The following is a 23,116-nucleotide window of genomic DNA, read 5'->3' on the forward strand; positions in this document are numbered from 1 at the left end:
GATTTATTGGATTTCAGTACAGATTTCCACCAGATAATGATCGGGATCAGTGATGTATGCCGTCTTTTGTCCCCAAGGTTTTACAGCGATTTCTTGGTAGAGAGCGGCACCGTTTTTCAGGGCTTTGTCCACTAATGTTTCCACGTCATCGGTTACGAAGCCCAATTCTATTCCGAAAGGCTTGCTGTTGACTTTGGAAGCTAAGAAACCCTTTTTCAGATTTGAGCCTGCCAAAGCAATGGATGCAAAAGAAATCCCGGTTTCTCCGGTGATTAATTCTCCGTAATCTTTTTCCGGAGTGATGAATTTAATTTCAGTATCAAAAGTATCTTTGTAGAAATTCATGGATTTTTCCACATCTTCCACATATAGGATAACATATTTAAATTTGATCATAATTTTGAATTTGATGAATTTATATTGTGTTTAGAATCTGGTCTCTGTCAGTCATTAATTCCACGTGAGGTCCGTGAATCGGGTAGTATTTCATGCCTCCGAAATGTCCGAAGTGGAGTGGATATTTTTGAGAAAGATCCCTTACTTTCTTTCCGAATGAATTGATGTCAACCTTCTGAATTTGATTTTTATATTGTCTTCCGTTGGTAAAAAGCAGCATCAGGTTAGACTGGTCACTGAAGTCGCAATCTTTATAATAGAATACATGGAGATTTTCTTCTTTACAGACAGAAACTAAATCACTGATGAAATCTTTTTTACAGGCTAAAGGCAGGTTGCAGTCAATCCGTATGGAATAATTTTCGGCATTATTCTGTTTGAAATCAGAACCCACCATTTGGATAAACCGGTGCTCTATGGTTTCATAGGCTGCCCTTTCAGGAGGATAGCTTTTATTGGAATCTGCTGTAAAAGGAATAGTATCATCCGATTTCACTGCATTTTCCTCAAGAAGGATATTCTCTATTTCGGCTGCAAACTGGAAGTGATAATCAAAAAGCTGATGATCGCCCGTTGTAATAAGCAACTGCTGATCCTGAATACTCAGAAAAAGATAGATTTGGGGAAAGTCTTTTTTCAGTATTTCCAGCTTTTCAATGAGGCGCTCTATATTCCCGGCCTGAACTCTTGTGCCAAGTTCGGCTGCATTATCAGCATGACCGCCGTAGCCTTCAAAAAACCTGAAAAACTTGAATTGATATAAATTCTCTGGAAATTTAAAATACCAGTATATTCCTAAAATCATAGTCGGATTGAATAGTGATCAAAAGTAAGTAAAATTCTGCATGTAAGTCCGCGGCAATAAAAAAACGCATCAGATGATGCGTTATATTGATAAAAACTAGAACTGATATAATTCTTTCCATTGGAATACAGGTCTGAAAGTATCAACCCAATGATAGCTTTTGGCAATACCGATATCATATCCGGAACTAATGGTAACATTTAAAACATCATGATCTGTTTTGTATATATGGCTGTTAATAAATGTTTTGACAGCTTGCTGTGCCTCCTTATTCTGAATAATATAAGATGTCGGGTTGTCTATTTTGGGAAGATCTGTTTTTAACTGTACGGTGATAAAATAAACAGTACTGTTATTATTCAGAGGATACGTTTTGATAGAAACACCTGCATTGGCTACATTTTCCTGCTTTAGAATACTTTCATATACCGGAATAAGTTTTTTTACGTCAGAATTACCCATGAAATTGTAGATCGATACACAAAATATAACAATTACTAATCCGGCTGTTATATAAAATGGTTTTTTAGTGATCTGAGGCATTTTCGTAAGCTTGATATCCCGGTAATCCTGAACAACAAGAGTTTTCACTATAACATCATGAACGGATTGTCTGGTTTCTTTATTTACAATATAGAATACAACCAGCCCGATACCTATGGCAAAAATGATCATAGACTGAAATACGGTCAATATTGAAAAAGGGGAGACTCCGGGAATTTTATAGCCGTTTAAAAAGAAGGGGAGCGTTAATATCAAAGCTCTGATCAGAGAGGTTTTTATATCAATAAACTGTCCGTTGATATCAATAACCCGGATACCCATTATTCTTTTGCCGGGAGTCTGGCCTTTATTTAATTTTGAATTGAAGACCGAGAAATAAACCAAGCTGATGAACCATCCGATACATTTGGCATTCCCTCCTAATGCGATAAAAAAGTTTTTGAATAAAAAGCCCAGAATTAAGCCAAAGATTCCAAGGATAATCGAGTCGATTAAAAAGGCCATAATTCTTTTCCAGAACCCGGATAAAAGTAAATTCGTTTCCATTGTATTAGTTTTTTAATCGGGCAAAAGTAGTGAAAAATTTATCTTCTTATCATTGAAAAATAATTTGTCTTTAATAAAAACAACGGAGTTTTCAAATTTGAATAAAATTTCATACGCTAAAACTTTCAAAACATGTAAATTTGTGATCAATAAAAATTTACTTGGATGCTTAGGAAAATTTCAATTGCGGCAGCTACTTTTTTGTCCGTAGTTACAATTAATGCTCAGAAGAATAAAAATACCCAGCTGGAAAGGCCTAAATTGGTGGTTGGTCTGGTAGTAGACCAAATGCGTTGGGATTATTTATACCGTTTTTATGGTAAATATGGAAATGATGGTTTCAAAAGACTTTTGAATACCGGATATTCTTTAAATAATGTACATATTCCTTATGTTCCTACCATTACAGCATTAGGACATACATGTATCTATACCGGATCTGTACCCGCAATTCATGGTATTGCCGGAAATGACTGGACAGACAAGGAAACAGGAAAAGGAGTATATTGTACGGCAGACGAAAGCGTACAACCGGTAGGAACTACCAATGTGAAAATCGGAAGCCATTCTCCGAAAAACCTATGGTCTACAACTGTGACTGATGAATTGAGACTGGCTACAAACTTCCAGGGTAAAGTAATCGGTGTTTCTTTGAAAGATCGTGCTTCTATTCTTCCGGCAGGGCACAATCCCAACGGAGCATTCTGGTTTGATGACAGCACAGGAAATTTTATAACAAGTACATGGTATATGAAAGAGCTCCCGCAATGGATCAAATCTTTCAATGCTCAGAATTTGCCTGAAAAATTAGTGGCCAACGGTTGGAATACCTTACTTCCGATCAATCAGTATACAGAAAGTTCACCGGATAATTCTGCATGGGAAGGTCTGTTAGGAAGTGCAAAAACACCTACATTCCCTTACACTAATCTGGCAAAGGATTATAAGGAGAAAAAAGATAACATCCGTTATACCCCTTTCGGGAATACGCTGACTTTAAAATTAGCCGAAGCTTCTGTAGAGGGAGAACAGCTGGGAGGAGATAATATTACAGATTTTCTGGCCATCAACTTAGCATCTACGGATTATGCAGGTCACAAATACGGACCGAATTCTATTGAGGTTGAAGATGTTTATATCAGACTTGATCAGGATTTAGCAGAATTTTTCAACTATCTGGATTCAAAAGTAGGAAAAGGGCAGTATACTGTTTTCCTTTCTGCTGATCATGGTGGTGCCCATTCCGTAGGATTCCTTAAAGAGCACAATCTTCCTACCGGTTTCTTCGGAGAAGGAATGGAAAAGAATCTGAATCAAAAGCTGAAGGAAAAATTCGGAGCTGATAAACTAATCAATGCGATTGATAACTATCAGATTTATTTTGACAGAAAAGTTTTGGCAGACAGCAAACTTGAGCTGGATGATGTAAGAAATTTTGCGGTTAAAGAACTTGAAAAAGATCCTACCGTTTTATATGCTGTTTCTGTAGACAGAGTTCAGGAATCCAGTATTCCGGAACCTATTAAACAAAGAATCATCAACGGAATCAACAGACAGAGAAGCGGAGATATTCAGCTTATTTCTCATGATTCTATGCTTCCGCCTTATTCTAAAACAGGAACTACGCACAGTGTATGGAATTCTTATGACTCTCATATTCCATTAATATTTATGGGATGGGGTGTTCAGCATGGAGAGAGTAATAAAGCTTATCATATGACAGATATTGCGCCTACTGTTTCATCTTTACTGAAAATCCAGTTCCCGAGCGGAAGTGTCGGAAATCCAATCACAGAAGTTATGGGTAAATAATTTAACACAACTATTATTACATACAAGGGCTGCCTCAGATACTGAAGGCGGCTTTTTATTTTTTTATCTTTGATTCTGAGGAAGTCCTGCTATTGTCTGAAATCTTAGTTTTTTGTCCAATACATTTAAAAAGCTATCTTTGCAAAAATTTTGGTTTCCAATATATTGGAATGAAAAGGGAATCGGGTGAAACTCCCGGACTGTCCCCGCAACTGTAAATCGCGATACAAATTTCTGTAATAAACCACTGTGTAAAAACGGGAAGGTACAGAAAGCGAAAGTCAGGAGACCTGCCGGAATGATAATCAAAAAAACATATTGCTTTCGGAGGAAAAGTAGAATAGTATGGATATAAAAAGATCTTTAGCACTGCTTCTTTCGTCTTATGGTTGTTTTCTTTTTGGACAAGAGAAATCCATTGATACGATTTACATATTCGACAACCAGATGAACAGAGTGAAACTCTTTCATCCTGTTACAACCATTACACCGGAAGATGTTGAAAAAAACTCTTCCAACCTTTCCGATTTATTGAGATTTCAATCCCAGATTTATATCAAAGAAAATGGCCGCGGAGCCGTTTCTTCCCCTTCTTTCAGAGGAACGACTGCTCAGCAGACAGCTTTCGTATGGAATGGGATTAATATCAATTCCAGTTTTTTAGGACAGGGAGATATCAATAATATTCCGGCATTCGGATATGATCAGATAGGAGTGAAGTCCGGCGGCGGAAGTGTGATCTATGGAAGTGGCGCTATCGGCGGAAGTATCCATTTAAATAATACCCTGGATTTTAATAAAGGTTTCCATGCTTCTTTATTCTCAGAAGCAGCTTCTTTTAATACCTATAATAATTTTGTTAAAGGTTCTTACAGTAACGAAAAGTTCAGCTTTAAAGTTTCCGGAAATTATATAACGAGTGAAAATAATTATGAGGTACCTGAATTCGTGGTAGGGAGTACAAGCTTTATCAATACTAACGGGAGATATTACAATACCTCCGTCAATATCGGTGCTTCTTATAAAATTGCTGCTCACCAGACTATTTCATGGCAGAATCAGACTTTTGACGCTTCACAACATTATCCTGTTTTTGAAGCCAACGGAAATAAAACGAAATATAAGGCACAGACCTTACGAAGCCTGATTTCGTGGGATATCAATAAAACTAATATTTCAAATAGCCTGAAAGCCGCTTATACGGAAGATAACTTCCAGTATTTTTCTGATATTACTTTACCTAAATCCAGTGGAGCGACAGGTAAGAATTATATTTTTAAAAACGATTTTAATTATTTCATCACTCCAAAAATTAATGTCAATGCGATTGGTGAGTTTCAGGTCAACAAAGGAGAAGGGTATCAGACAGGATTCGGAACGATCAGTAGAAATATTGGATCTTTAGCCGGATTAATCAGGTATTTTGCTACCACGGATATTCGTCTGGAAGCCGGAATCAAAAAAGACTTTATAGAGAATGTTTCATCACCGGTTTTATATTCCTTTTCGGGGAAATGGAAGGCTTTAGCATGGTATCAGGTGGGCATTAATTTTTCGAAAAACTTCAGATATCCTTCTTTTAATGACCTTTACTGGCAACCCGGAGGAAATCTGGATTTAAGACCGGAAGCCTCCAACAATATCGATATGAATCATGAGTTTAGTTTTGGAAATCTGAAGATTATACTCAGTCCGTATTATATGAATACCAAAGATCTGATCAGCTGGCTTCCAACCTCAAACGGGTACTGGGCTCCTTTTAATATAGCAAGAACAGAATCTTACGGATTGGAATCTCAGGCAATGTGGGCCAAAAGTTTTGGAAAACATATCCTGAAACTGAATGCCGGATATACCTATTCAAAATCAATTGATAAAGACACCCAAAAACAGAGAATGTATGTTCCGCTTCATAAAGCGGTCGGAAATATAGAGTATCAGTATGATTTCCTTACACTATATGCTCAGGGACTTTTTAACGGCCTTACCTATACCACATCGGACGAGAGAAGGGCGACTGCGATTGATCCCTATTTTATTCTAAATACAGGAATCTCTGCTGATATATTAAAAAAATATACTTTAGGATTTAAAATAAACAATATTACCAATACTGTATATCAGACGGTTATGGATTACCCTATGCCTAAAAGAAATTACAGTATCTATGCATCTATTAACTTTTAAACTGAAAATAAATGAAACTAAACAAATTTTTACACCTTCTTTTTGCTTTTACACTTCTTCTGGGAATTGCATCTTGTAGCAGTGACAATAATGTTGATGACAATACTGTATTTTACGGAAACGGATTCCTGATTGCCAATGAAGGTAAATACGGGACTCCAAGTGCCGAGGTAACTTTTGTAACTCCGGATCTTGCTCTTAAACAGGATAATATTTTTTCATTTAATAACGGAGGCGCTAAATTAGGAGATGTTTTACAGTCTATCTCTGTTTATGGAGATAAGGCTTATTTATTGCTAAACAATTCCAATAAAATCCAGATTGTTAACCGTGGTGATTTTAAAGCAAATGGGGAAATTACGGCACAACTTAACAATCCCCGTTATATGGCTTTTGCCAATAACAATATCTATGTAACCAATGATAAATATCAGGGTGACAAATATGTAAGTATCTATAAAGTATCGGACCGTTCTTTTGTTAAAAAAATCACATTCACAGATGCTGTTGAAAGAATTGTAGAAGCGCAGGGTAATATCTTTGTGCAGAATGCATCATTTGGTTTTGGTAATAAAATTACGATGATCAATACCTCTACAAATGATATTCAGACTACGATTACATTGCCAAACGGAAATATTAACAAGATTATTGCTAATAACCAGAATGTATATGCAGTGGCAGCAGGAACTACAGATTCTTATATCTATCAGATCTCAGGCACAGGAAATATCACAAAGACAACTACATTAACAGGTATTGCCAATGCTAAAAACCTTGAAATTTCAAATGGTAAATATTATTTTACTTCAGGGAAAAATGTATACAAAATGGATATGACAGCTACTGCAGCGCCAACTTCTCCATTGTTTACTGTAGCCAACGGTGTTGACCAGTATTCTCCTCTTTATGGATTCAGTGTAGTGAATGATATGATCTTCACATCCGATTCAAACGGGTTTACTCAGGCAAGTACAATTGTTGTGTATAACACTTTGGGATCAGCTATTAAAACATTCTCTGCGGGGATTGGTGCAAACGGTGTGTACTGGAACTAAAAAAAATAATACTTTGGTATTATAAATAATTTTTTATTTTTCATCATTTGTGTTTTTTTTCCGGCCGGTTCTTTGAACCGGCCGGGTTTGTTTTTTTATAAACCGCATGTATCAATAAAATAATCGGCCGGATCATGAAATATCCGGCCGATTATTTTATTGTATAATGTTTTGAATTTATAGCGTTAACCCAAGTTTTTCTGCTTCAGCAATAACAAACTTTGTTGCTTCTTCTTTTTCATTGGGAATTTCTCCCTCAAGAATTGCTTCTTTTACTTTTTCTTTTAAAATACCAATTTCACGACCCGGCTTAAGCTGAAACATTTCCATAATTTCTTCTCCCGTAATAGGAGGCTGGAAGTTTCTTACCTGATCTTTTTCTTCCACTTCCTTGATTTTTACCGCTACATATTCGAAATTCTTTTTAAATTTTTCCTGTTTTTTAGAATTCTTAGTAGTGATATCTGCTTTGCAAAGAATGAAGAGATCTTCCAGATTTTCACCGGCATCAAACAATAGTCTTCTCAGTGCAGAATCGGAAGCATCATCTGTAATCAAAGCAATAGGACGGGAAGAAAGTTTAACCATCTTCTGAACATATTTCATATCACTTCCCAATGGCAGTTTTAATCTCTGGAAAAGAGTCTTTACCATTTTTGAACCAAGGAATTCATGACCATGAAAAGTCCATCCTGTTCCCTCAACAAACTTTTTAGTAGGAGCTTTTCCAACATCATGAAGTAATGCAGCCCAGCGTAACCATAGATTGTCCGTATTCAATGAGATGTTATCAACAACCTCCAGGGTATGGTAAAAATTGTCTTTATGAGTTTGTCCTTCTACTTCTTCCACCCCTTTCAGTTCTATTAATTCAGGGATAATAAGCTTTAAAAGACCGGTCTGTTCCATTAGCCTTAATCCTATGGAAGGTTTTGCAGACATCATAATTTTGTTGAACTCTACCATGATTCTTTCCATCGAGACAATTTCAATTCTTTTGGCTTCCTGTGCGATCGCATTCAGTGAGTTTTCTTGAATGGTAAAATTTAAAGTAGAAGCAAACCTTACTGCTCTCATCATTCGTAAGGGATCATCAGAATACGTCTGAGCAGGCTCAAGGGGTGTTCTTAAAATCTCTTTTTCCAGATCTTCAATTCCGTTGAAAGGATCAATCAGTTCTCCGAAATTATCTTTATTTAAAGAAATAGCCATCGCATTGATGGTGAAATCTCTTCGTTTCTGGTCGTCTTCCAGTGTTCCTCCTTCGACTTCCGGTTTTCGGCTGTTTTCCGTATAGCTTTCCTTTCTGGCGCCTACAAATTCAAGTTCAAGCTCTTTGTATTTGATCATAGCAGTACCATAGGTTTTAAAAACAGAAACCTTTAGTTTTGGGTCAATATCGTGGGCAACATTCTGAGCAAGCTCAATGCCGCTTTGTTCGGTCACAAAATCTATATCCGTAGATGCATTTCTTTTCATCAGAAGATCACGAACATAGCCACCAACAATATAGACGGACTGATGATTCCTCTCTGCGGCCTCAGAAATTATTTTAAAAAGTTTTAAATTTTTATTTTGGTTAAGATTAATTTTCATCGTTAGTAAATAGCGTCAATTTCTAGCCATGCAGCCCATTAATTATAATGAGCATACATTTTATTAATTTTTCCTTCTTCATTAAAAAACATGACTTCAACGGCATGCTTATCCATAATAGATTTATAAAATAATGCGACAGAATTTACTCCGGCAGTAGATTGTATCAGTTCAAAGTGAAGATCCGGAAATTTTTCCAGTGCATTTCTCCAATAGCCACGAACAGCATCTTTTCCCATTAATGAATTTTCTTTACCTCCTGTAGCCATAACAATCATGGGTGTGGTAATTTCAATATCATCAGAATAATGCGAAAGAATATTTTCTAAATCATGAGAATTCCAGACGTTAATCCATTCCTGGGCAAAATCTTTATGGTCCATATTAAATTTTTATGAGTTGAGGTTGTGCAAAGATAAAACTAAAAAAAGAAATCCTGCCGATATGAATTGACAAGACTCTAAAAAATAAATGAATTACCACAGAATTTTTATTCTCTAAGAACTTTTATTCTGTTATCGCTCCATATTTTAATCACTGAAGATCCTGAGTATTTAGACACTTTTTCTCTGTCTTCTTCTACCGCGTAATCTACAAGCTTTATCATTTCATCTGAAATATCCGAAAATTTTAACGGACTTTTTTCACCACTAAAATTAGCAGAAGTAGAAACCAAAGGTCTGTTCAGCTTAGTGATCAGTTTTTTACAAAAATCATTTTTTACAAGTCTTATACCAATACTTCCGTCCTCAGCAAGCAGTTCTTTAGGAAGTCCTCTGGGATTTTCATACACAATGGTAACGGGCTTTTCACTAAGATCAATAATTTCCCAAGCCATTTCAGGAACATCCACTAAATCCTGAAGCCTTTTTTCAGACTCCACTAAAATGATCATGGATTTATTTTTTTCACGTTTCTTAATGTCAAAAATTTTATTGACAGCCTCTATGTTTGTTGCGTCACAACCAATTCCCCAGATTGTATCAGTAGGATAAAGAATGGTTCCGCCGGATTTTAATATTTCGATAATATGCTCCATAATTGTATTGAATTCAAAACAGTGGATAAAGGTAAAAATTCTGCCAGCTAAAGACAAAAAAATGAAGGATAAATGATGAATGTTTTAAGTTTCGGCTAAAGCCAACGGATATTATATTACATTGAAAACGGGCTTAAGCCCGTTCCTATTGATGGTTGTATGCGTTTTATTGTAATGATATGATGATATTGAATGTTTCAAAGAATATTGACGGAATCGGCGAAATATTTTGAAACATCCGGTTAAAGATCAATAGAAATGGGCTTTAGCCCATTTAATAAAAATAAATCTTTTATTGGCTTTAGCCGAAACGTATGTATACAAATAAATTACCTCAAAATTCTTTTTAAATCTCTTCTTTTACCGTATTGAGCAAATAAAACCGGTGTATTAAATCTTGATGTTTCTTTGATTACTGTAAATAGAACTTGATTCTCATTAATAAAAATAAGAGTGGTCTGATCGTACCCGTCAAATCCAATATAAGTGGGTTCATTAAGGAATATGGTGTCGTCAGAATTTTCTGAAATTCTGAAGTTTTTCTTTTGGGCATATTGAAAAATTCTGTCTTTTATTTCACTTTTTTTAAGATGAGTAGTGATTCTCATTAATCTTTTTTCTGTGATCTGACAATAAAGTCCATGCAGTCCAAAACAGAACAACAAAAATGGAGGAATAAAAAATAAAGGCGGCTCATATTCTGTTACAAAATCAATGATCATAAGTAAAGGCAGTATGACAAAGCCTGCAAATAATATATAGCTAAGTAATTGATTAGCCTCATCTGATTGACTTTCTTCAAAAATCAGTTTTTGAGCATGAATACTTTCTGTGATTTTTAGTTTTTTTAATGATCTCATGAAGGTGTTTTTAATTAAAAGAAACGGGTTAAAACCCGTTTGCATTGTTTCCTTACATCCATCCTAATTTCGATAAATATCTTTCCTCAATAATATTCAGGTGGTGATAATTGTGGCCTACAATAAGCTTTCCGATCGTTTCTACTGTAATTTCGTTATTGTTGGCAATTCCTTTGCTTTGTAATGCAGTGGGGTGAATGGTTTCTAAGAAGATCTGAGAAGATTTTCTTACCAGTTTGTATTCATCCAGAAGAGATTCCAGGGATCTTTCGTGGGCATAAGATTTATCTGCATATTCATTTTCATCAAATCCCGGAAGGTTATTTTTATCACCTCTTGCAATAGCGACCATTCTGTACTGGAAAACTCTTTCGCAGTCTGATAAATGGAGTAGAAGGGCTTTTAAAGTCCATTTTCCTTCCGCATAAGCAAATTTGGATTGTTCTTCAGTTAGATTGGAGTAAATTCCGATGGTTTTCTCTCCTGATTTATTTAATTCGGCCAGCCAGTCTTTGGATGGGATTAAATCTAAATATCGTTGAATATATTTTTGAAAATCGGTCATGGTTTTAAAATTTAAGAATTTAACGGTTCCCTTTATTCATTATTGTTCAGGGGTCCATTCATAGAAATTAACAGTGTTATACAGCTTAAATCCACAAGCCGGATACAGCTGGTTGCCGATATCGTTGCTTTTTCCTGTTTCAAGCAGAATACCACAGGCATTGGATGATGTACATAATTTTTTAGCTTGATCAATAAGTTCTTTGGAGTAGCCTTTTCCCCGGTGTCCGGCATTTACATATAAATCGTTTAACAGCCAGTAGCGCTGCATTCTTGTTGATGAAAAAATAGGGTAGAGCTGTACAAAACCTGTCAGTACACCATTTTCCTCGGCAACAAAAATTTCAGCATCTTTGTTTTCAATTCTTTCACGGAGGAAGTTTTCTGCTGAAGAAATATCAGATTCTTTGTGATAGAAAATCCTGTATTGATCAAATAACTCAGCCAGTTGGGTCAGATCCTGAAGGATCGCTTTTCTTGTGTTTTTCATAAGAATATAGAGTGATCATCGGTTAATGAGAAGGAGCTGCTTTTGGTGATTGCAGCTCCTTTTCAGTGATTTTTATGTTAAGAAAAAGCTTTTTCTAAATCTGCAATCAGATCTTCAGCATCTTCAATACCTACACTTAAACGAACCAGATCATCAGTAATTCCAAGTTCAGCACGTTTTTCAGCCGGAATAGAAGCGTGAGTCATTAAAGCAGGGTGGTTGGCTAAAGATTCCACACCTCCTAAAGATTCAGCTAATGTAAATACTCTTACTTTCTCTAAAAATTTGATAGCATCTTCTTTTTTTCCTGATTTGAAAGTGAAGGAAACCATTCCTCCCGATTCTTTCATCTGAGATTTTGCCAGTGCATGCTGAGGGTGAGATTCTAATCCCGGATAAATTACTTTATCTACAGCAGGATGAGTTTCAAGATATTTTGCTACAGCAAGACCATTGTCGGAATGTCTTTGCATTCTTAATGCTAATGTTTTAATGCCTCTCAGGACAAGGTAAGAATCGTGTGGTCCTAAAATACCACCGCTTGCAAATTGAATGAAATGGAGTTTTTCTCCAAGTTCAGCATCCTTAGCAATAAGAGCTCCTGCAATCACGTCAGAATGTCCGCCTAAGTATTTGGTAGCAGAGTGCATTACGATATCTGCTCCCAGATCAATAGGTCTCTGAATATAAGGTGTAGCGAAAGTATTATCTACGGCTACTAAAATATCTTTTCCCTTAGCGATATCTACTACAGCTTTGATATCTACTAATTTCATCAACGGGTTTGTTGGAGTTTCTACCCAGATCAGTTTTGTTTTATCAGTAATAACATCTGCAATTTTAGAAACATCATCAAAATTGACGAAAGTAAACTTCAGTTGATATTTTTCAAAAAGTCTGGTAAACATTCTGTAAGTACCACCATAAAGATCATCTACGGCAATTACTTCATCACCGGGGTTAAGGAGTTTCAGAACACAGTCGATTGCGGCAAGGCCTGAACCGAAAGCCAAACCTCTTGCTCCGTTCTCAATACTGGCTAATGAATCTTCCAATGCCTGTCTGGTAGGGTTTGCTGCTCTTGAATATTCGTATCCGGAATGTACACCCGGACTCTTTTGTGCAAATGTAGAGGTTAAAAATACAGGTACATTTACAGAACCTGTAGCAGACTCATGATGCTGCCCTCCGTGAATAACTTTTGTATTAAAGTTCATAATATTTTATAATTTATCAATCCAACAGTGTACCCATTTATTTTTGTTGTATAAATTTTGCAGGACTCAATCGGTACACTATTATATTGATGAGGTTACATTTTTATTTGATAGCAGATTTCACTGCGAATTCTTCTGCAATTTCTTCCATCCATTGTGCTACATCTTCCTCACCGGTTGCTCTCTGATAAGTACTTCCTAAAGAGATTAAAATCTGGTGGATAAACATCTTCATCTGATCTACCGGCATTTCTTTTGTCCAAAGATCAATTCTTAAAGCTTCCATCGTTTTATCATCCCATACAGAGATCATGGTTGCTTTAGTTTCTTCTTTTTCAACACCGCCGTCCTGTGCGTTCCATGTTATATTTTCAGGGATGTGGTTTTCATCCAGTTCTACATCTATCGTAATCTGAGTTTTTCTCATATCAATCTAAAATTTTTGGCAAAGTTAATACTTCTTGAGCTTATCTAAAATTTCTACGAAATTATCTTCATCAGGAAATGGGCTGTTAAGGTTAAAAACTTTTCCATTAGGGTCAATAATAAGAAACCTCGGGATAGACTGAACTTTGTATTTATTCATAAATTCACTGGCCTCAGCAAGCCAGAATTGCGGAACTTTGGACGGTTTTGTTTTTAAATAATTTAACCATTTAGACTGATCTTCATCCAGGCTGATTGAAATAAACTGAATATTGCCCGCATAACGGTACTGATTACTTCTTGCATCAAAAATAGGACGAATCTGTTTACAAGGTCCGCACCAGGTAGCCCATAAGTCGATCACTACATATTTTCCCCTGTATTCCGAAAGTAAATGAGACTTTCCGTTACTGTCAAGAAATGTCAAATCTGAAAACTGAGCTCCCTTTTGTGAAACATTGAGCTGTTCAAGCCTGGATGCTGCAAGTTTTTTATAATTGCTATTTTCTACTAATGGAATTTCCTTCATAAAAAGCTGTTGTCTTGAAATACTGTCTGATTTCAGTTCCATACTTTTTATAAGATGTCTGGTTAATAAACGGTCTCTGTTGATACCATTAGGCAATGCATTTAATTTTATAAAAAGAAGACTGTCAGCATTGGAGAGTTTTTCTTTATCACTAAGCATCTGATCAAGCTTGTACTGAATATAATCATCATTTTTACTTAATAATACAGTCGGGGTTTTGATTTTTGCATTCAGTTCTTCTAAAAATGCTCCCGGAGCCTCAAATTTAGGATCATTCCAAGAGGTCATTTTTCTGTAATTGCTGATCTCATTCAAATATTGGATTGCCAAGAGTTGTTTTCGGTAAGCGAGATAGTCATCAGAAAGTGCATTATTTTCACTGTCGGTGTAATGAGATAGTTTTTTTATATTTTTTTTCCAGTCATTCTGGGCCAGTTCATAAAACTTCGAAGGATTATCATTATACTTTTGTTCATCAACAGCATAGGAAAACTCATATCCGAATCCGTCCTCCTGATTTTTATAGGATTGTTCTGCTGACCGGTTGGAAGTAAGGAAATACTTCATTTTTAAAGCATTGCACCGGATCTTGAAATCAAAATGATCCCCATTTCCCATCATGAAATCAATTTTTTTCGTGCCAAACTCAAGACTGTACTGATCAAATGGTAATTGCCGTCCGGTTTTCCAAAAAAACACTCCGTTTTTGACAGCCGCGCTTCCGATTTTTTTATGAAAATCTTTAGCATAGATTTTAACAGAATCAATTTTAAGACCGGTATCGAGTTTTCCTTTGATTACAATACCTTCTCCGTCGCTTTGATAAGCTTTGGGTTTTTGTAAAATATAAAAGATTCCCGCGGCAGCCAGAACAAAAGCAGATGATGAAATAATTTGTTTTTTGCTTTTTAAAAATGCCGTTTTAAAGCCTTTTCCACGATACCAGAAATATCCGATAATAAGAAATATCATAGCCCAGAATATACTTAAATACTCACTATAGGTAATATAATGATTCAGGCTTCTGATATCAGGAGATTTACATAAAATATATAAGGAGTTATACGGGCAAAATGGAAAATCTACCCTTTGGGTCATAGAATACATATTGACAATAAGCCCAAGAATTCCAATTAAAAACGGCCAGATAAAACCGGGAAATGCAACGGAAATACATAACTGAACCGCTGTAATTCCTAAAACAGCAACACATAGCCTTATCAATGTTTTTAACATCCAGACTACATCAATGGTCAGTAATTTCGCTTCACCCGGATGGATATAATAATCCATAAGGGAAAACAAAATGTTAAACCCGATATAGGAAGCAATGCATATAAAACTGAGAATTAATAAAACCAGGTATTTCGACAGGTAAAGCTGGAATTTGCTGATAGGTTGAGTTTCCATCAGCTGCCATCCATTGTTTTTATGATCGGTCTGTGCAATTCTGTTAGCCGCAATAACCACGTAAAGCAATAGCAGAAATACGGCAAAAGCCTTGAAACTTCCGGTGATCGCTTCCTCAAAAACAGAATAGGGCAGATCTTCGGGAGTCAGAAAGTTCGGGTTAAAGGCCTGAGTTAAAAAACGTAGGACCGGGAGTAAAATACCTAATGCCAGTGCTAAGTAAACCAGCCCCAAACCTTTTATTTTCAGCCATTCTGTACTGACCAGTGTGAATATTTTTTTCATTTGTGCTGATTTTAATTTTTGGTAATTTCCATAAACCAGTCTTCCAGTCCCGCACTGTTTTTGATCTCAAAAATTTCGGCATCTTTTTGTACCAGAAGTTTAGTCAGTTTAATAATATCTTCTTTAGATTGTACGGTTATCCCGATAGAGCTGTCATCAATGATTTCTGCTGAATAATTCTCCGGAATATACCGTACAAAATCTGCAGATTGATGTAAACCTATCCTGATCCGGTTGTGCCGGTACTGGGTGTTCAGTTCTTCTACACTTCCTGAAAATTTAATAGAACCGTTTGAAATAATAGCGAGATGGGTGACCATTTTTTCAATCTCCTGTAAGAGGTGGCTTGAAATAAATATTGTAATTCCCTGTTCTTTATTAAGTTTTAATAGAAGCTCACGGACTTCAAGCATTCCGTTCGGATCAAGACCATTCACTGGTTCATCAAGAATTAAAAGCTCGGGAGAGCCAAGGAGCGTCATAGCAATGGCCAGTCTCTGTTTCATTCCCAGAGAATACTTTTTCATCTTAAGATTCCTGTGGTCCCACAGATCTACGAGGTGTAAAACCCTTTCACATTCCGAATCAGGCAGGTTTCTTAATCTGGAAAGAATGATAAGATTATCCCAGCCGGACAGGTGATCATAAAAAGCCGGACTGTCTATGAGGCTTCCTATTTTCTGAAACCCTTCAGGATAAAGCGATGTAAGATTCTTACTGAAAATTTCTACGGCTTTATTTTCGTCAGGAAGATTTCCCAAAAGTACTTTCATGGTTGTAGATTTTCCGGCACCATTGGCTCCCAGAAATCCGAAAACACTGCCTTTAGGTACCGAAAGACTTACATCTTTAAGAATAAGCCTGTTGTGAGTGAATCCGTAATTTAAATTTCGAATACTAATTAAGTTTTCCATAATTCATTGTGTTGGTGAGAATAAAAAAAGAAAAAAGACCTTCTGTACTTTACAAAAGGTCTTTTATAGGTATGTGATATTGTCTATTTTGTTACAGGTTTATACCCCGACTGATTAAAAATTGTGGTAGCATCCATCTTCAGGAAATCTGTTAATTTTGTTTCCGGTTTTTCTTTAAGATAAGCTTTACAGATCTGCCATCCTGTAAAAATTCCGATTTGAGGGGAAGATTCATTGTCAATTTCTGTATAGAATTTTGAGAAAGGTCCCGGAGCAATAAATCGCTCTCCCAGTCGCGGATCATCACCAAAAATCAAATCGCTTTCTACAAAATAGTTCCAGATATTGGCTTCATTAGCCTTAGCCCAGTCATATTGTTTCTGGGTATAATTCATTTTCAGATAATCAGGGAAATCAGGCAAAAAAGCGTCCTGAAGAATCATGACTTTTCCGTTGAGAATAATCTGGTCAATGAATTTCTGATGATCAGGTGATTCTGTGACAATATTTTCAGCGAAAAGGCGGGAGACTTTCGGAACAATATTCTGCGGATTCATCGACTTTTGGAAATAAAGTTCCAATCCTTTATAATGAGCATTTCCATCTCCCATGAAACCTGTAATGTCAATAAAAAGAAGATTCTTTTTCTCATCGTAAAAAATAGGATCCTGAACCATTTGTAGTGCAGATGAAAACAGGTATACTTTAGGACTTTTAAATTGCGGAAAATAATATTTCATATGTGAAAATAAATCCTGCAGTTCTGTCTGAAGTTTTACCCTATCTATTTTCCCGACAGCCTCTTTATAGATTTTTATTTCCTCCGCATCTGCTCTTCTCTTCTCATAATCTGTGTCAGAAACCGTTCCCTGGAACCAGGGGAATTTTGCCTTAAACTGATCCAGTGGAATCCCCTGATTGTAGAATTCTTTGGAAATATCCGTTATTTCTACTTTTTCAGCAGTATTCTTTACTTCTATTTTCCAGGGATTGTCAGATTCTTTTTTACAGGAATCTAAAGCCAGAACTAACACAGAAGAAAGCACAATAAATCTAAAAATCTTCATTATTTTTACATGAAATTTAAGGCTACAAAAGTAAGAATTAAAAATACAAGTCATGATGAAAATTAAAATATTTACCGTACTATGCCTTATTTTGGGACTTTCTTTTTTTTATAGTCAGAAGCTTGAATTTAAAGATAAAAACTTTGAGAAAGCAGTACTTGAAAACTTTGATCTGAATAAGAACGGTAGCATAGAGCCATTAGAAGCCGGAATGGTAACCAATTTATTTTTGGTTCAGAAAAATATTTCCTCCGCCGATGATCTGCATTTTTTTAACAACGTAAAAATGATTATTCTCGATGATAATGCCATTCCGGATATTGTCCTGAGCAATTTGAATCATCTGGAATTATTTTCCTGTACGGGATGTAAAATTTCCTCTTTTACAGTAGAAAATCTGAAAAACCTGACTTCGTTGTATCTGGATCATAATCTCTTGGAAACAATTTCATTAAAAGGAATTCCAAGAATTGATCAATTAACATTATCTTTAAATCAATTAAAAGCAATTGACCTTTCTCAGTTTAAAAATTTAAGGAAATTAAATCTTGAGCATAACAATATTCATAGCCTGGATATTTCAGGGAATCCTGTTTTACAGACGGTCAATATTGGTGAAAATGCCATGAAAGAAAGGAATATTACAAAAGGCACAAAAACGGACATAACGATTTTTGGAGCTGAAGAATAAAATGAAACATCATGAAAATAGAAACTGAAAGACTGATTTTAAGAAAATTTGAGGATCCGGATTATGAGCGCATGTTTCTTATGGATTCTGATCCGGAAGTCATGAAATATCTGGGAATTCCCGTTACCAGTGCTGACGAATCAAAAAAAATGATTCAGATGATTCAGAAACAATATGAAGAAAACGGAGTAGGAAGGCTTGCCGTCATTGAAAAGGAAAGCGGTTTGATGATAGGATGGAGCGGCTTAAAATTATTAACTCAGCCGGTCAATGGTTATATCCATACACTGGATCTGGGATATCGTTTCATTCCTGCATTCTGGGGAAAGGGGTATGCAATGGAAGCAGCGAAAGCTTCTCTTGATTATGGTTTTAAAGAAATGAATGCCGAAATGATCTATGCCTACGCAGATTCCGGAAATGCAGGATCCAATTATATCCTGAAAAAATTAGGTTTTGAGAAGACAGGAGCATTTGAAGATTCAGGAGCAGACTGCTTCTGGTATGAACTAAAACGAGAAAAATACCTCTGAAATCCCATGATTATACGACAGGAAGAAGAAAAAGATTTTAAAAAAGTTTTTCAGCTCATTGAAGAAGCTTTTGAACAGATGGAATACAGTGATCATCAGGAACAGATTCTTGTAGAAAAACTGAGAACATCGGAGGCTTTTATTCCGGAGCTTTCACTGGTGGCAGAAGATGAAAACGGTGAGATTACAGGTCATATTCTTTTTACAAAAATTAAAATAGAAAATGGTTCGGAAGCCTATGAATCATTAGCACTGGCTCCTGTTTCTGTACGGCCCGGATTTCAAAATCAGGGAATTGGAAAAGAACTTATCCTTCATGGTCATTCCATTGCAAAGGAATTGGGATATGATTCCGTTATACTTATCGGGCATGAAAATTATTATCCTAAGTTTGGTTACGAAAAAACCAGTAATTTTGGAATTTCTTTTCCGTTTGAAATTCCGGAAGAAAATGGAATGGCTATAGAATTGGTGAAAAACGGATTGAAAAATAAACAGGGGCTTGTAAAATACCCTAAAGAATTTGGAATAGAATAAAAATATAAACGATGCAGACACAAAAAGTGATAGATCATATTGTAAGCTGGTTAAAAGATTATGCTACAAAAGCCAGAGTAAATGGTTATGTAATTGGAGTTTCAGGAGGAGTGGATTCAGGAGTGGTTTCTACCCTGGCCGCAATGACGGGCATGAAAACACTACTGATTGAGATGCCAATTCGTCAGAAAGCAGATCAGGTAGACCGGGCCTTAGACCATATGAACGACCTGAAATCAAGATTTCCAAATGTAGAAATAATGTCTGTAGATCTTACCCCTGCATTCGAAGAGCTTTATAAGACTTTTGATGTGAAGGACGATCTGTATCCGAATGAAAAACTAGCTTTTGCCAATACAAGATCCCGTTTAAGAATGCTTACACTTTATTACTACGGGCAATTGAACGGACTTCTCGTATGTGGTACGGGAAATAAAGTGGAAGACTTCGGTATCGGATTTTATACAAAATACGGTGACGGAGGAGTAGATGTTTCCCCTATTGCTGACCTTTATAAAACGGAAGTCTACACGCTGGCCAAAGGACTGAATCTGATTAAAAGCATTCAGGAAGCCATTCCGACTGACGGTCTCTGGGATGTAGACAGAACTGATGAACAACAGATTGGTGCTACTTATCCCGAATTGGAGAAAATTCAGAAAGAATACGGAATCAAGACGGCCGAAGATTATGAGGGCAGAGATAAAGAAGTCTTTCTCATTTTTGACAGAATGCATAAAGCAGCAAAACATAAAATGGAACCTATTCCGATCTGTGATATTCCGGAAGAATGGAGAAATTAATCAATATACATGATGTACCGGCTTATCAATCATTAAAGAATCATTGTTAAATTAATAAAATCTTGTTATGAATACCAAAATAAGAGCAGTACTTTTTATGTGCCTCGGGCTTCTTTTCGGGATGTCCGTGATGTATGTTTACAAAAATTATATTAGAGATAAAAAGGACCGGTCATATGCCGGAAAAACGGAAGCGGTAAACTATGGAAGTACAGCGGCTGAAAATCAGTATACTTCTGGAAATACAGACCAGGTTTCTATTGAAAAACTTACAGAAGAAAAAACAGTGATCAGTTATGTGAAACAAAATCACAGACTGCCGGATTATTATATCACTAAAAATGAAGCCAGAAAACAAGGCTGGAACCCTTCACAGGGAAATCTTTGTGAGGCGCTTCCCGGAAAAGCTATCGGTGGAGATAAATTCGGTAACAGAGAAGGAAGACTTCCGGACGGAGAAAAGTATTTTGAAGCCGATGTCAATTATCATTGCGGAAGCCGACAGACAGATCGGATTATTTTTACCCGAAACGGAGAGGTTTATCTTACCAAAAACCATTACAAAAGTTTTGAAAAGCAGTAAGGCGGTGCTTAGTTAGTCTATTCCCTGTAACGACAGGTGAATTATTATTATTAGAATTAAATTAAAAATATGAAGACAGTATATATAGATTTTACAGACATAGGTGACTATGAAGATTTTTATGCCCAGTTAAAGGAGAAAATTAAGCTTCCTGAGCATTTTGGGGATAATCTTGATGCACTTTATGATACCATCACAGGAGACCTGGAAATGCCACTTCACATCGAATTTGTCAATATGACCGTTGATCAGCTCGAAATGTTTGAAGATTTACTGACCACTTTGGAAGATGCTGAAGAAGAGGTAGAAGATTTCACTTTCAGCTACTATCTGGAGCAGTACGAAGACGATGAGAATGGTGAAGAAACTGAAGGTTAATTCTGTAATGTAAAAAGTAAAGAGGTTGTTTTAGAAATAGAACAACCTCTCTTTTTTATAGTGCCCATTGAAATTTACTGTAAAATACAACAATACAGGCAGGATAAGCCGGTGTTTTTCACCATTTGGAAACCTTATTTTTAAACCGTATCATGCTTTGTTTTATCCGCGTATTCGTGGCAAATAATCAACGCCATAAATGATTATAGATTTTACAATGCACTTTTCCGTGATCTTATAAAAACGTTGAATCAAAATAAAAAGGCAGCAAATCTTTCACTGCATGTACTTTTACCACTTCTTCATTCATACTTGAAAAATAAAGGTCAATATTTTCGTTCTGTTTGGTTTCATATTCAATTAAGCTTTGGCGGCAGGCTCCGCAAGGCGGAATCGGCGGATTGCTTTCGTGGAATTGCTTAGGACCTCCAACAACAAAAATCTTTTTTATTTTCACATCCGGAAAATTGGCTGCTACCCAGAACAGAGTAGTTCTCTCGGCACAGAGGCCCGAAGGATAAGCCGCATTTTCCTGGTTGTTTCCGGAATAGATTTCTCCGTTTTCCAATAATACGGAACACCCCACTAAAAATTGTGAATAAGGTGCATAAGCATTTTCGCGCGCCTCTTTGGCCCTTGCGAATAATTGAGTTTCTATGTCGCTCAGTTCGCTGCTATTTTTAAAATATTCGTAACTGATCTGAATGTCTTTTTTCATATATTGTAGACTAAAAAAGGGGGGTAAAATTAGTTCTTTTTAATGAGTTGGGCAATATTTTATTTCTCTGGAATTTAAGTTGAATTTTTTTATAAGATCAAATGTTATACACACCAATAAAATTCAGAAATGTAGTTTTACAAAACAGATGGGTAATGTCACCTATGTGTATGTATTCATGTGAAAACGGAATGGCAAATGATTTTCATTTTGTTCATTACGGAAGCAGAGCGCAGGGAGGAACAGGGCTCATTATGGTAGAAGCAACAGGAGTGGAGCCGAGAGGCAGAATTACCAATCACTGTATGGGAATCTGGAATGATGAGCAGGCTGAAAAATTGCAGAGAATTGTAGATTTTGTTCACAATAATTCAGATAGTAAGATAGGAATCCAGCTGGCTCATGCCGGAAGAAAAGGTTCCACATGGAATAATCATCAGATTTCTGTCGAAGAAGGCTGGGAAACGATAGCACCAAGTCCTATTCCTTATCATCCTACAGAAAGAATTCCGCATGTATTGAGTACGGTTGAGATAAAAGAGCTTGTGCAAAATTTTAAAGATGCCGCAAAAAGAGCCGTAACAGCAGGGTTTGATATGATTGAAATTCACGGAGCTCACGGATACCTTATCCATCAGTTTCTGTCTCCGCTTTCTAATATCAGAACAGATGAATATGGCGGAAGCTTTGAAAACAGGATCCGGTTTTTGATTGAAATCGTAGATGCAGTGAACAAAGAGTTAAATGAAAATACAGCGCTTTTTGTGCGCATTTCAGGAACGGAGTATGCTGAAAACGGATGGGACCTTGAGAGCAGCGTTGCACTTGCAAAAGTGCTTAAAGAACATGCCGTAGATCTGGTAGATGTTTCAAGCGGGGGAAATATTCACGGGGCTAAAATTTCTGTCTTTGACGGATATCAGGTACCTTTTTCCTCTCAGGTAAGAAATAAAGCTTCTGTGAAAACAGGTGCTGTAGGTTTAATTACCCAGATTGATCAGGCAGAAGAAATTCTTCAAAACGGGGATGCAGATCTTATTTTTATTGCAAGAGAGATTTTAAGAAATCCCTACATTGCCGTTCAGGGTTCGTTTGAAATGAAAGAAGACTGCTTTTTTCCGCATCAATATACCAGGGCGAAAATCTCCTCATAAAAATAATAGAATAT

Annotated in this window: 25 protein-coding genes and 1 riboswitch; of the genes, 10 read left to right on the forward strand and 15 right to left on the reverse strand. The window is 36.3% G+C overall.

Annotated features, from left to right (window positions below; all coding sequences use genetic code 11):
• Positions 1-3: 3 nt before the first annotated feature.
• The 3 genes from JO178_RS20985 to JO178_RS20995 form a co-directional block, all read right to left on the reverse strand.
• The gene (locus JO178_RS20985) at positions 4-396 is read right to left on the reverse strand and encodes a VOC family protein (protein WP_291940203.1); all 393 of its coding nucleotides are present in this window, start codon (positions 394-396) and stop codon (positions 4-6) included.
• A 19-nt stretch (positions 397-415) separates the two neighbouring features.
• A complete protein-coding gene (locus JO178_RS20990; protein WP_291940206.1) occupies positions 416-1,201 on the reverse strand; it encodes a hypothetical protein in 786 nt (261 codons plus the stop codon).
• Positions 1,202-1,297: 96 nt separating this feature from the next.
• Entirely contained in the window at positions 1,298-2,251 is a 954-nt protein-coding gene (locus JO178_RS20995) for an RDD family protein (protein ID WP_291940208.1), read from the reverse strand.
• 165 nt (positions 2,252-2,416) lie between these two features.
• Here JO178_RS20995 and pafA point away from each other — a divergent pair, with 165 nt between their 5' ends.
• The 3 genes from pafA to JO178_RS21010 all read left to right on the forward strand — a co-directional run bounded on the left by pafA (position 2,417) and on the right by JO178_RS21010 (position 7,308).
• On the forward strand, positions 2,417-4,063 hold the full coding sequence (gene pafA, locus JO178_RS21000; RefSeq protein WP_291940210.1) for an alkaline phosphatase PafA: 1,647 nt from the start codon (positions 2,417-2,419) through the stop codon (positions 4,061-4,063).
• A 134-nt stretch (positions 4,064-4,197) separates the two neighbouring features.
• Positions 4,198-4,376: riboswitch (cobalamin riboswitch) on the forward strand.
• Between the two features lie 32 nt (positions 4,377-4,408).
• Positions 4,409-6,250, forward strand: coding sequence for a TonB-dependent receptor (locus JO178_RS21005; protein WP_291940213.1), 1,842 nt, complete (start codon positions 4,409-4,411; stop codon positions 6,248-6,250).
• 11 nt (positions 6,251-6,261) lie between these two features.
• Positions 6,262-7,308 carry a hypothetical protein gene (locus tag JO178_RS21010; RefSeq protein WP_291940215.1) on the forward strand — a complete coding sequence of 349 codons (1,047 nt, stop codon included), beginning with the start codon at positions 6,262-6,264 and terminating at the stop codon, positions 7,306-7,308.
• 177 nt (positions 7,309-7,485) lie between these two features.
• Here the strand turns inward: JO178_RS21010 and JO178_RS21015 are convergent, their stop codons facing one another.
• From JO178_RS21015 to JO178_RS21065, 11 genes are all read right to left on the reverse strand, one after another.
• Positions 7,486-8,904, reverse strand: coding sequence for an HD domain-containing protein (locus JO178_RS21015; RefSeq protein WP_291940217.1), 1,419 nt, complete (start codon positions 8,902-8,904; stop codon positions 7,486-7,488).
• Between the two features lie 38 nt (positions 8,905-8,942).
• Positions 8,943-9,287: a nuclear transport factor 2 family protein gene (locus tag JO178_RS21020; RefSeq protein ID WP_291940218.1), complete on the reverse strand. Its 345-nt coding sequence runs from the start codon at positions 9,285-9,287 to the stop codon at positions 8,943-8,945.
• Between the two features lie 107 nt (positions 9,288-9,394).
• On the reverse strand, positions 9,395-9,943 hold the full coding sequence (locus tag JO178_RS21025) for an L-threonylcarbamoyladenylate synthase (RefSeq protein WP_291940220.1): 549 nt from the start codon (positions 9,941-9,943) through the stop codon (positions 9,395-9,397).
• A gap of 329 nt (positions 9,944-10,272) precedes the next feature.
• Positions 10,273-10,803, reverse strand: a complete 531-nt coding sequence (locus JO178_RS21030; RefSeq protein ID WP_291940223.1) for a hypothetical protein — start codon at positions 10,801-10,803, stop codon at positions 10,273-10,275.
• Positions 10,804-10,855: 52 nt separating this feature from the next.
• Positions 10,856-11,368 carry a DinB family protein gene (locus JO178_RS21035; protein ID WP_291940225.1) on the reverse strand — a complete coding sequence of 171 codons (513 nt, stop codon included), beginning with the start codon at positions 11,366-11,368 and terminating at the stop codon, positions 10,856-10,858.
• Between the two features lie 39 nt (positions 11,369-11,407).
• Positions 11,408-11,857 carry a GNAT family N-acetyltransferase gene (locus JO178_RS21040; RefSeq protein ID WP_291940227.1) on the reverse strand — a complete coding sequence of 150 codons (450 nt, stop codon included), beginning with the start codon at positions 11,855-11,857 and terminating at the stop codon, positions 11,408-11,410.
• Between the two features lie 77 nt (positions 11,858-11,934).
• Positions 11,935-13,074: a cystathionine gamma-synthase gene (locus JO178_RS21045; RefSeq protein WP_291940229.1), complete on the reverse strand. Its 1,140-nt coding sequence runs from the start codon at positions 13,072-13,074 to the stop codon at positions 11,935-11,937.
• A 103-nt stretch (positions 13,075-13,177) separates the two neighbouring features.
• Complete coding sequence (gene gldC, locus JO178_RS21050; protein WP_291940231.1) at positions 13,178-13,501, reverse strand: gliding motility protein GldC; 324 nt, start codon at positions 13,499-13,501, stop codon at positions 13,178-13,180.
• A gap of 24 nt (positions 13,502-13,525) precedes the next feature.
• Entirely contained in the window at positions 13,526-15,724 is a 2,199-nt protein-coding gene (locus tag JO178_RS21055; RefSeq protein ID WP_291940233.1) for a thioredoxin-like domain-containing protein, read from the reverse strand.
• An 11-nt stretch (positions 15,725-15,735) separates the two neighbouring features.
• On the reverse strand, positions 15,736-16,638 hold the full coding sequence (locus JO178_RS21060; RefSeq protein ID WP_291940236.1) for an ABC transporter ATP-binding protein: 903 nt from the start codon (positions 16,636-16,638) through the stop codon (positions 15,736-15,738).
• An 83-nt stretch (positions 16,639-16,721) separates the two neighbouring features.
• Positions 16,722-17,705 carry a gliding motility protein GldB gene (locus tag JO178_RS21065; RefSeq protein WP_291940238.1) on the reverse strand — a complete coding sequence of 328 codons (984 nt, stop codon included), beginning with the start codon at positions 17,703-17,705 and terminating at the stop codon, positions 16,722-16,724.
• A 52-nt stretch (positions 17,706-17,757) separates the two neighbouring features.
• Between JO178_RS21065 and JO178_RS21070 the strand changes: the two genes are divergently transcribed.
• The 6 genes from JO178_RS21070 (at position 17,758) to JO178_RS21095 (ending at position 21,230) form a co-directional block, all read left to right on the forward strand.
• Positions 17,758-18,396 (forward strand): leucine-rich repeat domain-containing protein, encoded by a 639-nt coding sequence (locus tag JO178_RS21070; RefSeq protein WP_291940239.1) that lies wholly within the window; start codon positions 17,758-17,760, stop codon positions 18,394-18,396.
• 11 nt (positions 18,397-18,407) lie between these two features.
• Positions 18,408-18,929, forward strand: coding sequence for a GNAT family N-acetyltransferase (locus JO178_RS21075; protein ID WP_291940241.1), 522 nt, complete (start codon positions 18,408-18,410; stop codon positions 18,927-18,929).
• 6 nt (positions 18,930-18,935) lie between these two features.
• On the forward strand, positions 18,936-19,466 hold the full coding sequence (locus tag JO178_RS21080; RefSeq protein WP_291940243.1) for an N-acetyltransferase: 531 nt from the start codon (positions 18,936-18,938) through the stop codon (positions 19,464-19,466).
• Between the two features lie 11 nt (positions 19,467-19,477).
• Positions 19,478-20,269, forward strand: coding sequence for an NAD(+) synthase (nadE, locus tag JO178_RS21085; protein WP_291940245.1), 792 nt, complete (start codon positions 19,478-19,480; stop codon positions 20,267-20,269).
• A 67-nt stretch (positions 20,270-20,336) separates the two neighbouring features.
• On the forward strand, positions 20,337-20,852 hold the full coding sequence (locus JO178_RS21090; RefSeq protein ID WP_291940247.1) for a ribonuclease domain-containing protein: 516 nt from the start codon (positions 20,337-20,339) through the stop codon (positions 20,850-20,852).
• A 69-nt stretch (positions 20,853-20,921) separates the two neighbouring features.
• The gene (locus JO178_RS21095) at positions 20,922-21,230 is read left to right on the forward strand and encodes a barstar family protein (RefSeq protein WP_291940249.1); all 309 of its coding nucleotides are present in this window, start codon (positions 20,922-20,924) and stop codon (positions 21,228-21,230) included.
• Positions 21,231-21,465: 235 nt separating this feature from the next.
• Here JO178_RS21095 and JO178_RS21100 read toward each other — a convergent pair whose 3' ends face one another.
• Entirely contained in the window at positions 21,466-21,948 is a 483-nt protein-coding gene (locus JO178_RS21100; RefSeq protein ID WP_291940251.1) for a cytidine deaminase, read from the reverse strand.
• A 101-nt stretch (positions 21,949-22,049) separates the two neighbouring features.
• Here JO178_RS21100 and namA point away from each other — a divergent pair, with 101 nt between their 5' ends.
• Complete coding sequence (gene namA, locus JO178_RS21105; protein ID WP_291940254.1) at positions 22,050-23,102, forward strand: NADPH dehydrogenase NamA; 1,053 nt, start codon at positions 22,050-22,052, stop codon at positions 23,100-23,102.
• Positions 23,103-23,116: the final 14 nt, after the last annotated feature.

Source organism: Chryseobacterium sp. (assembly GCF_019236175.1).
Classification (GTDB): Bacteria; Bacteroidota; Bacteroidia; order Flavobacteriales; family Weeksellaceae; genus Chryseobacterium.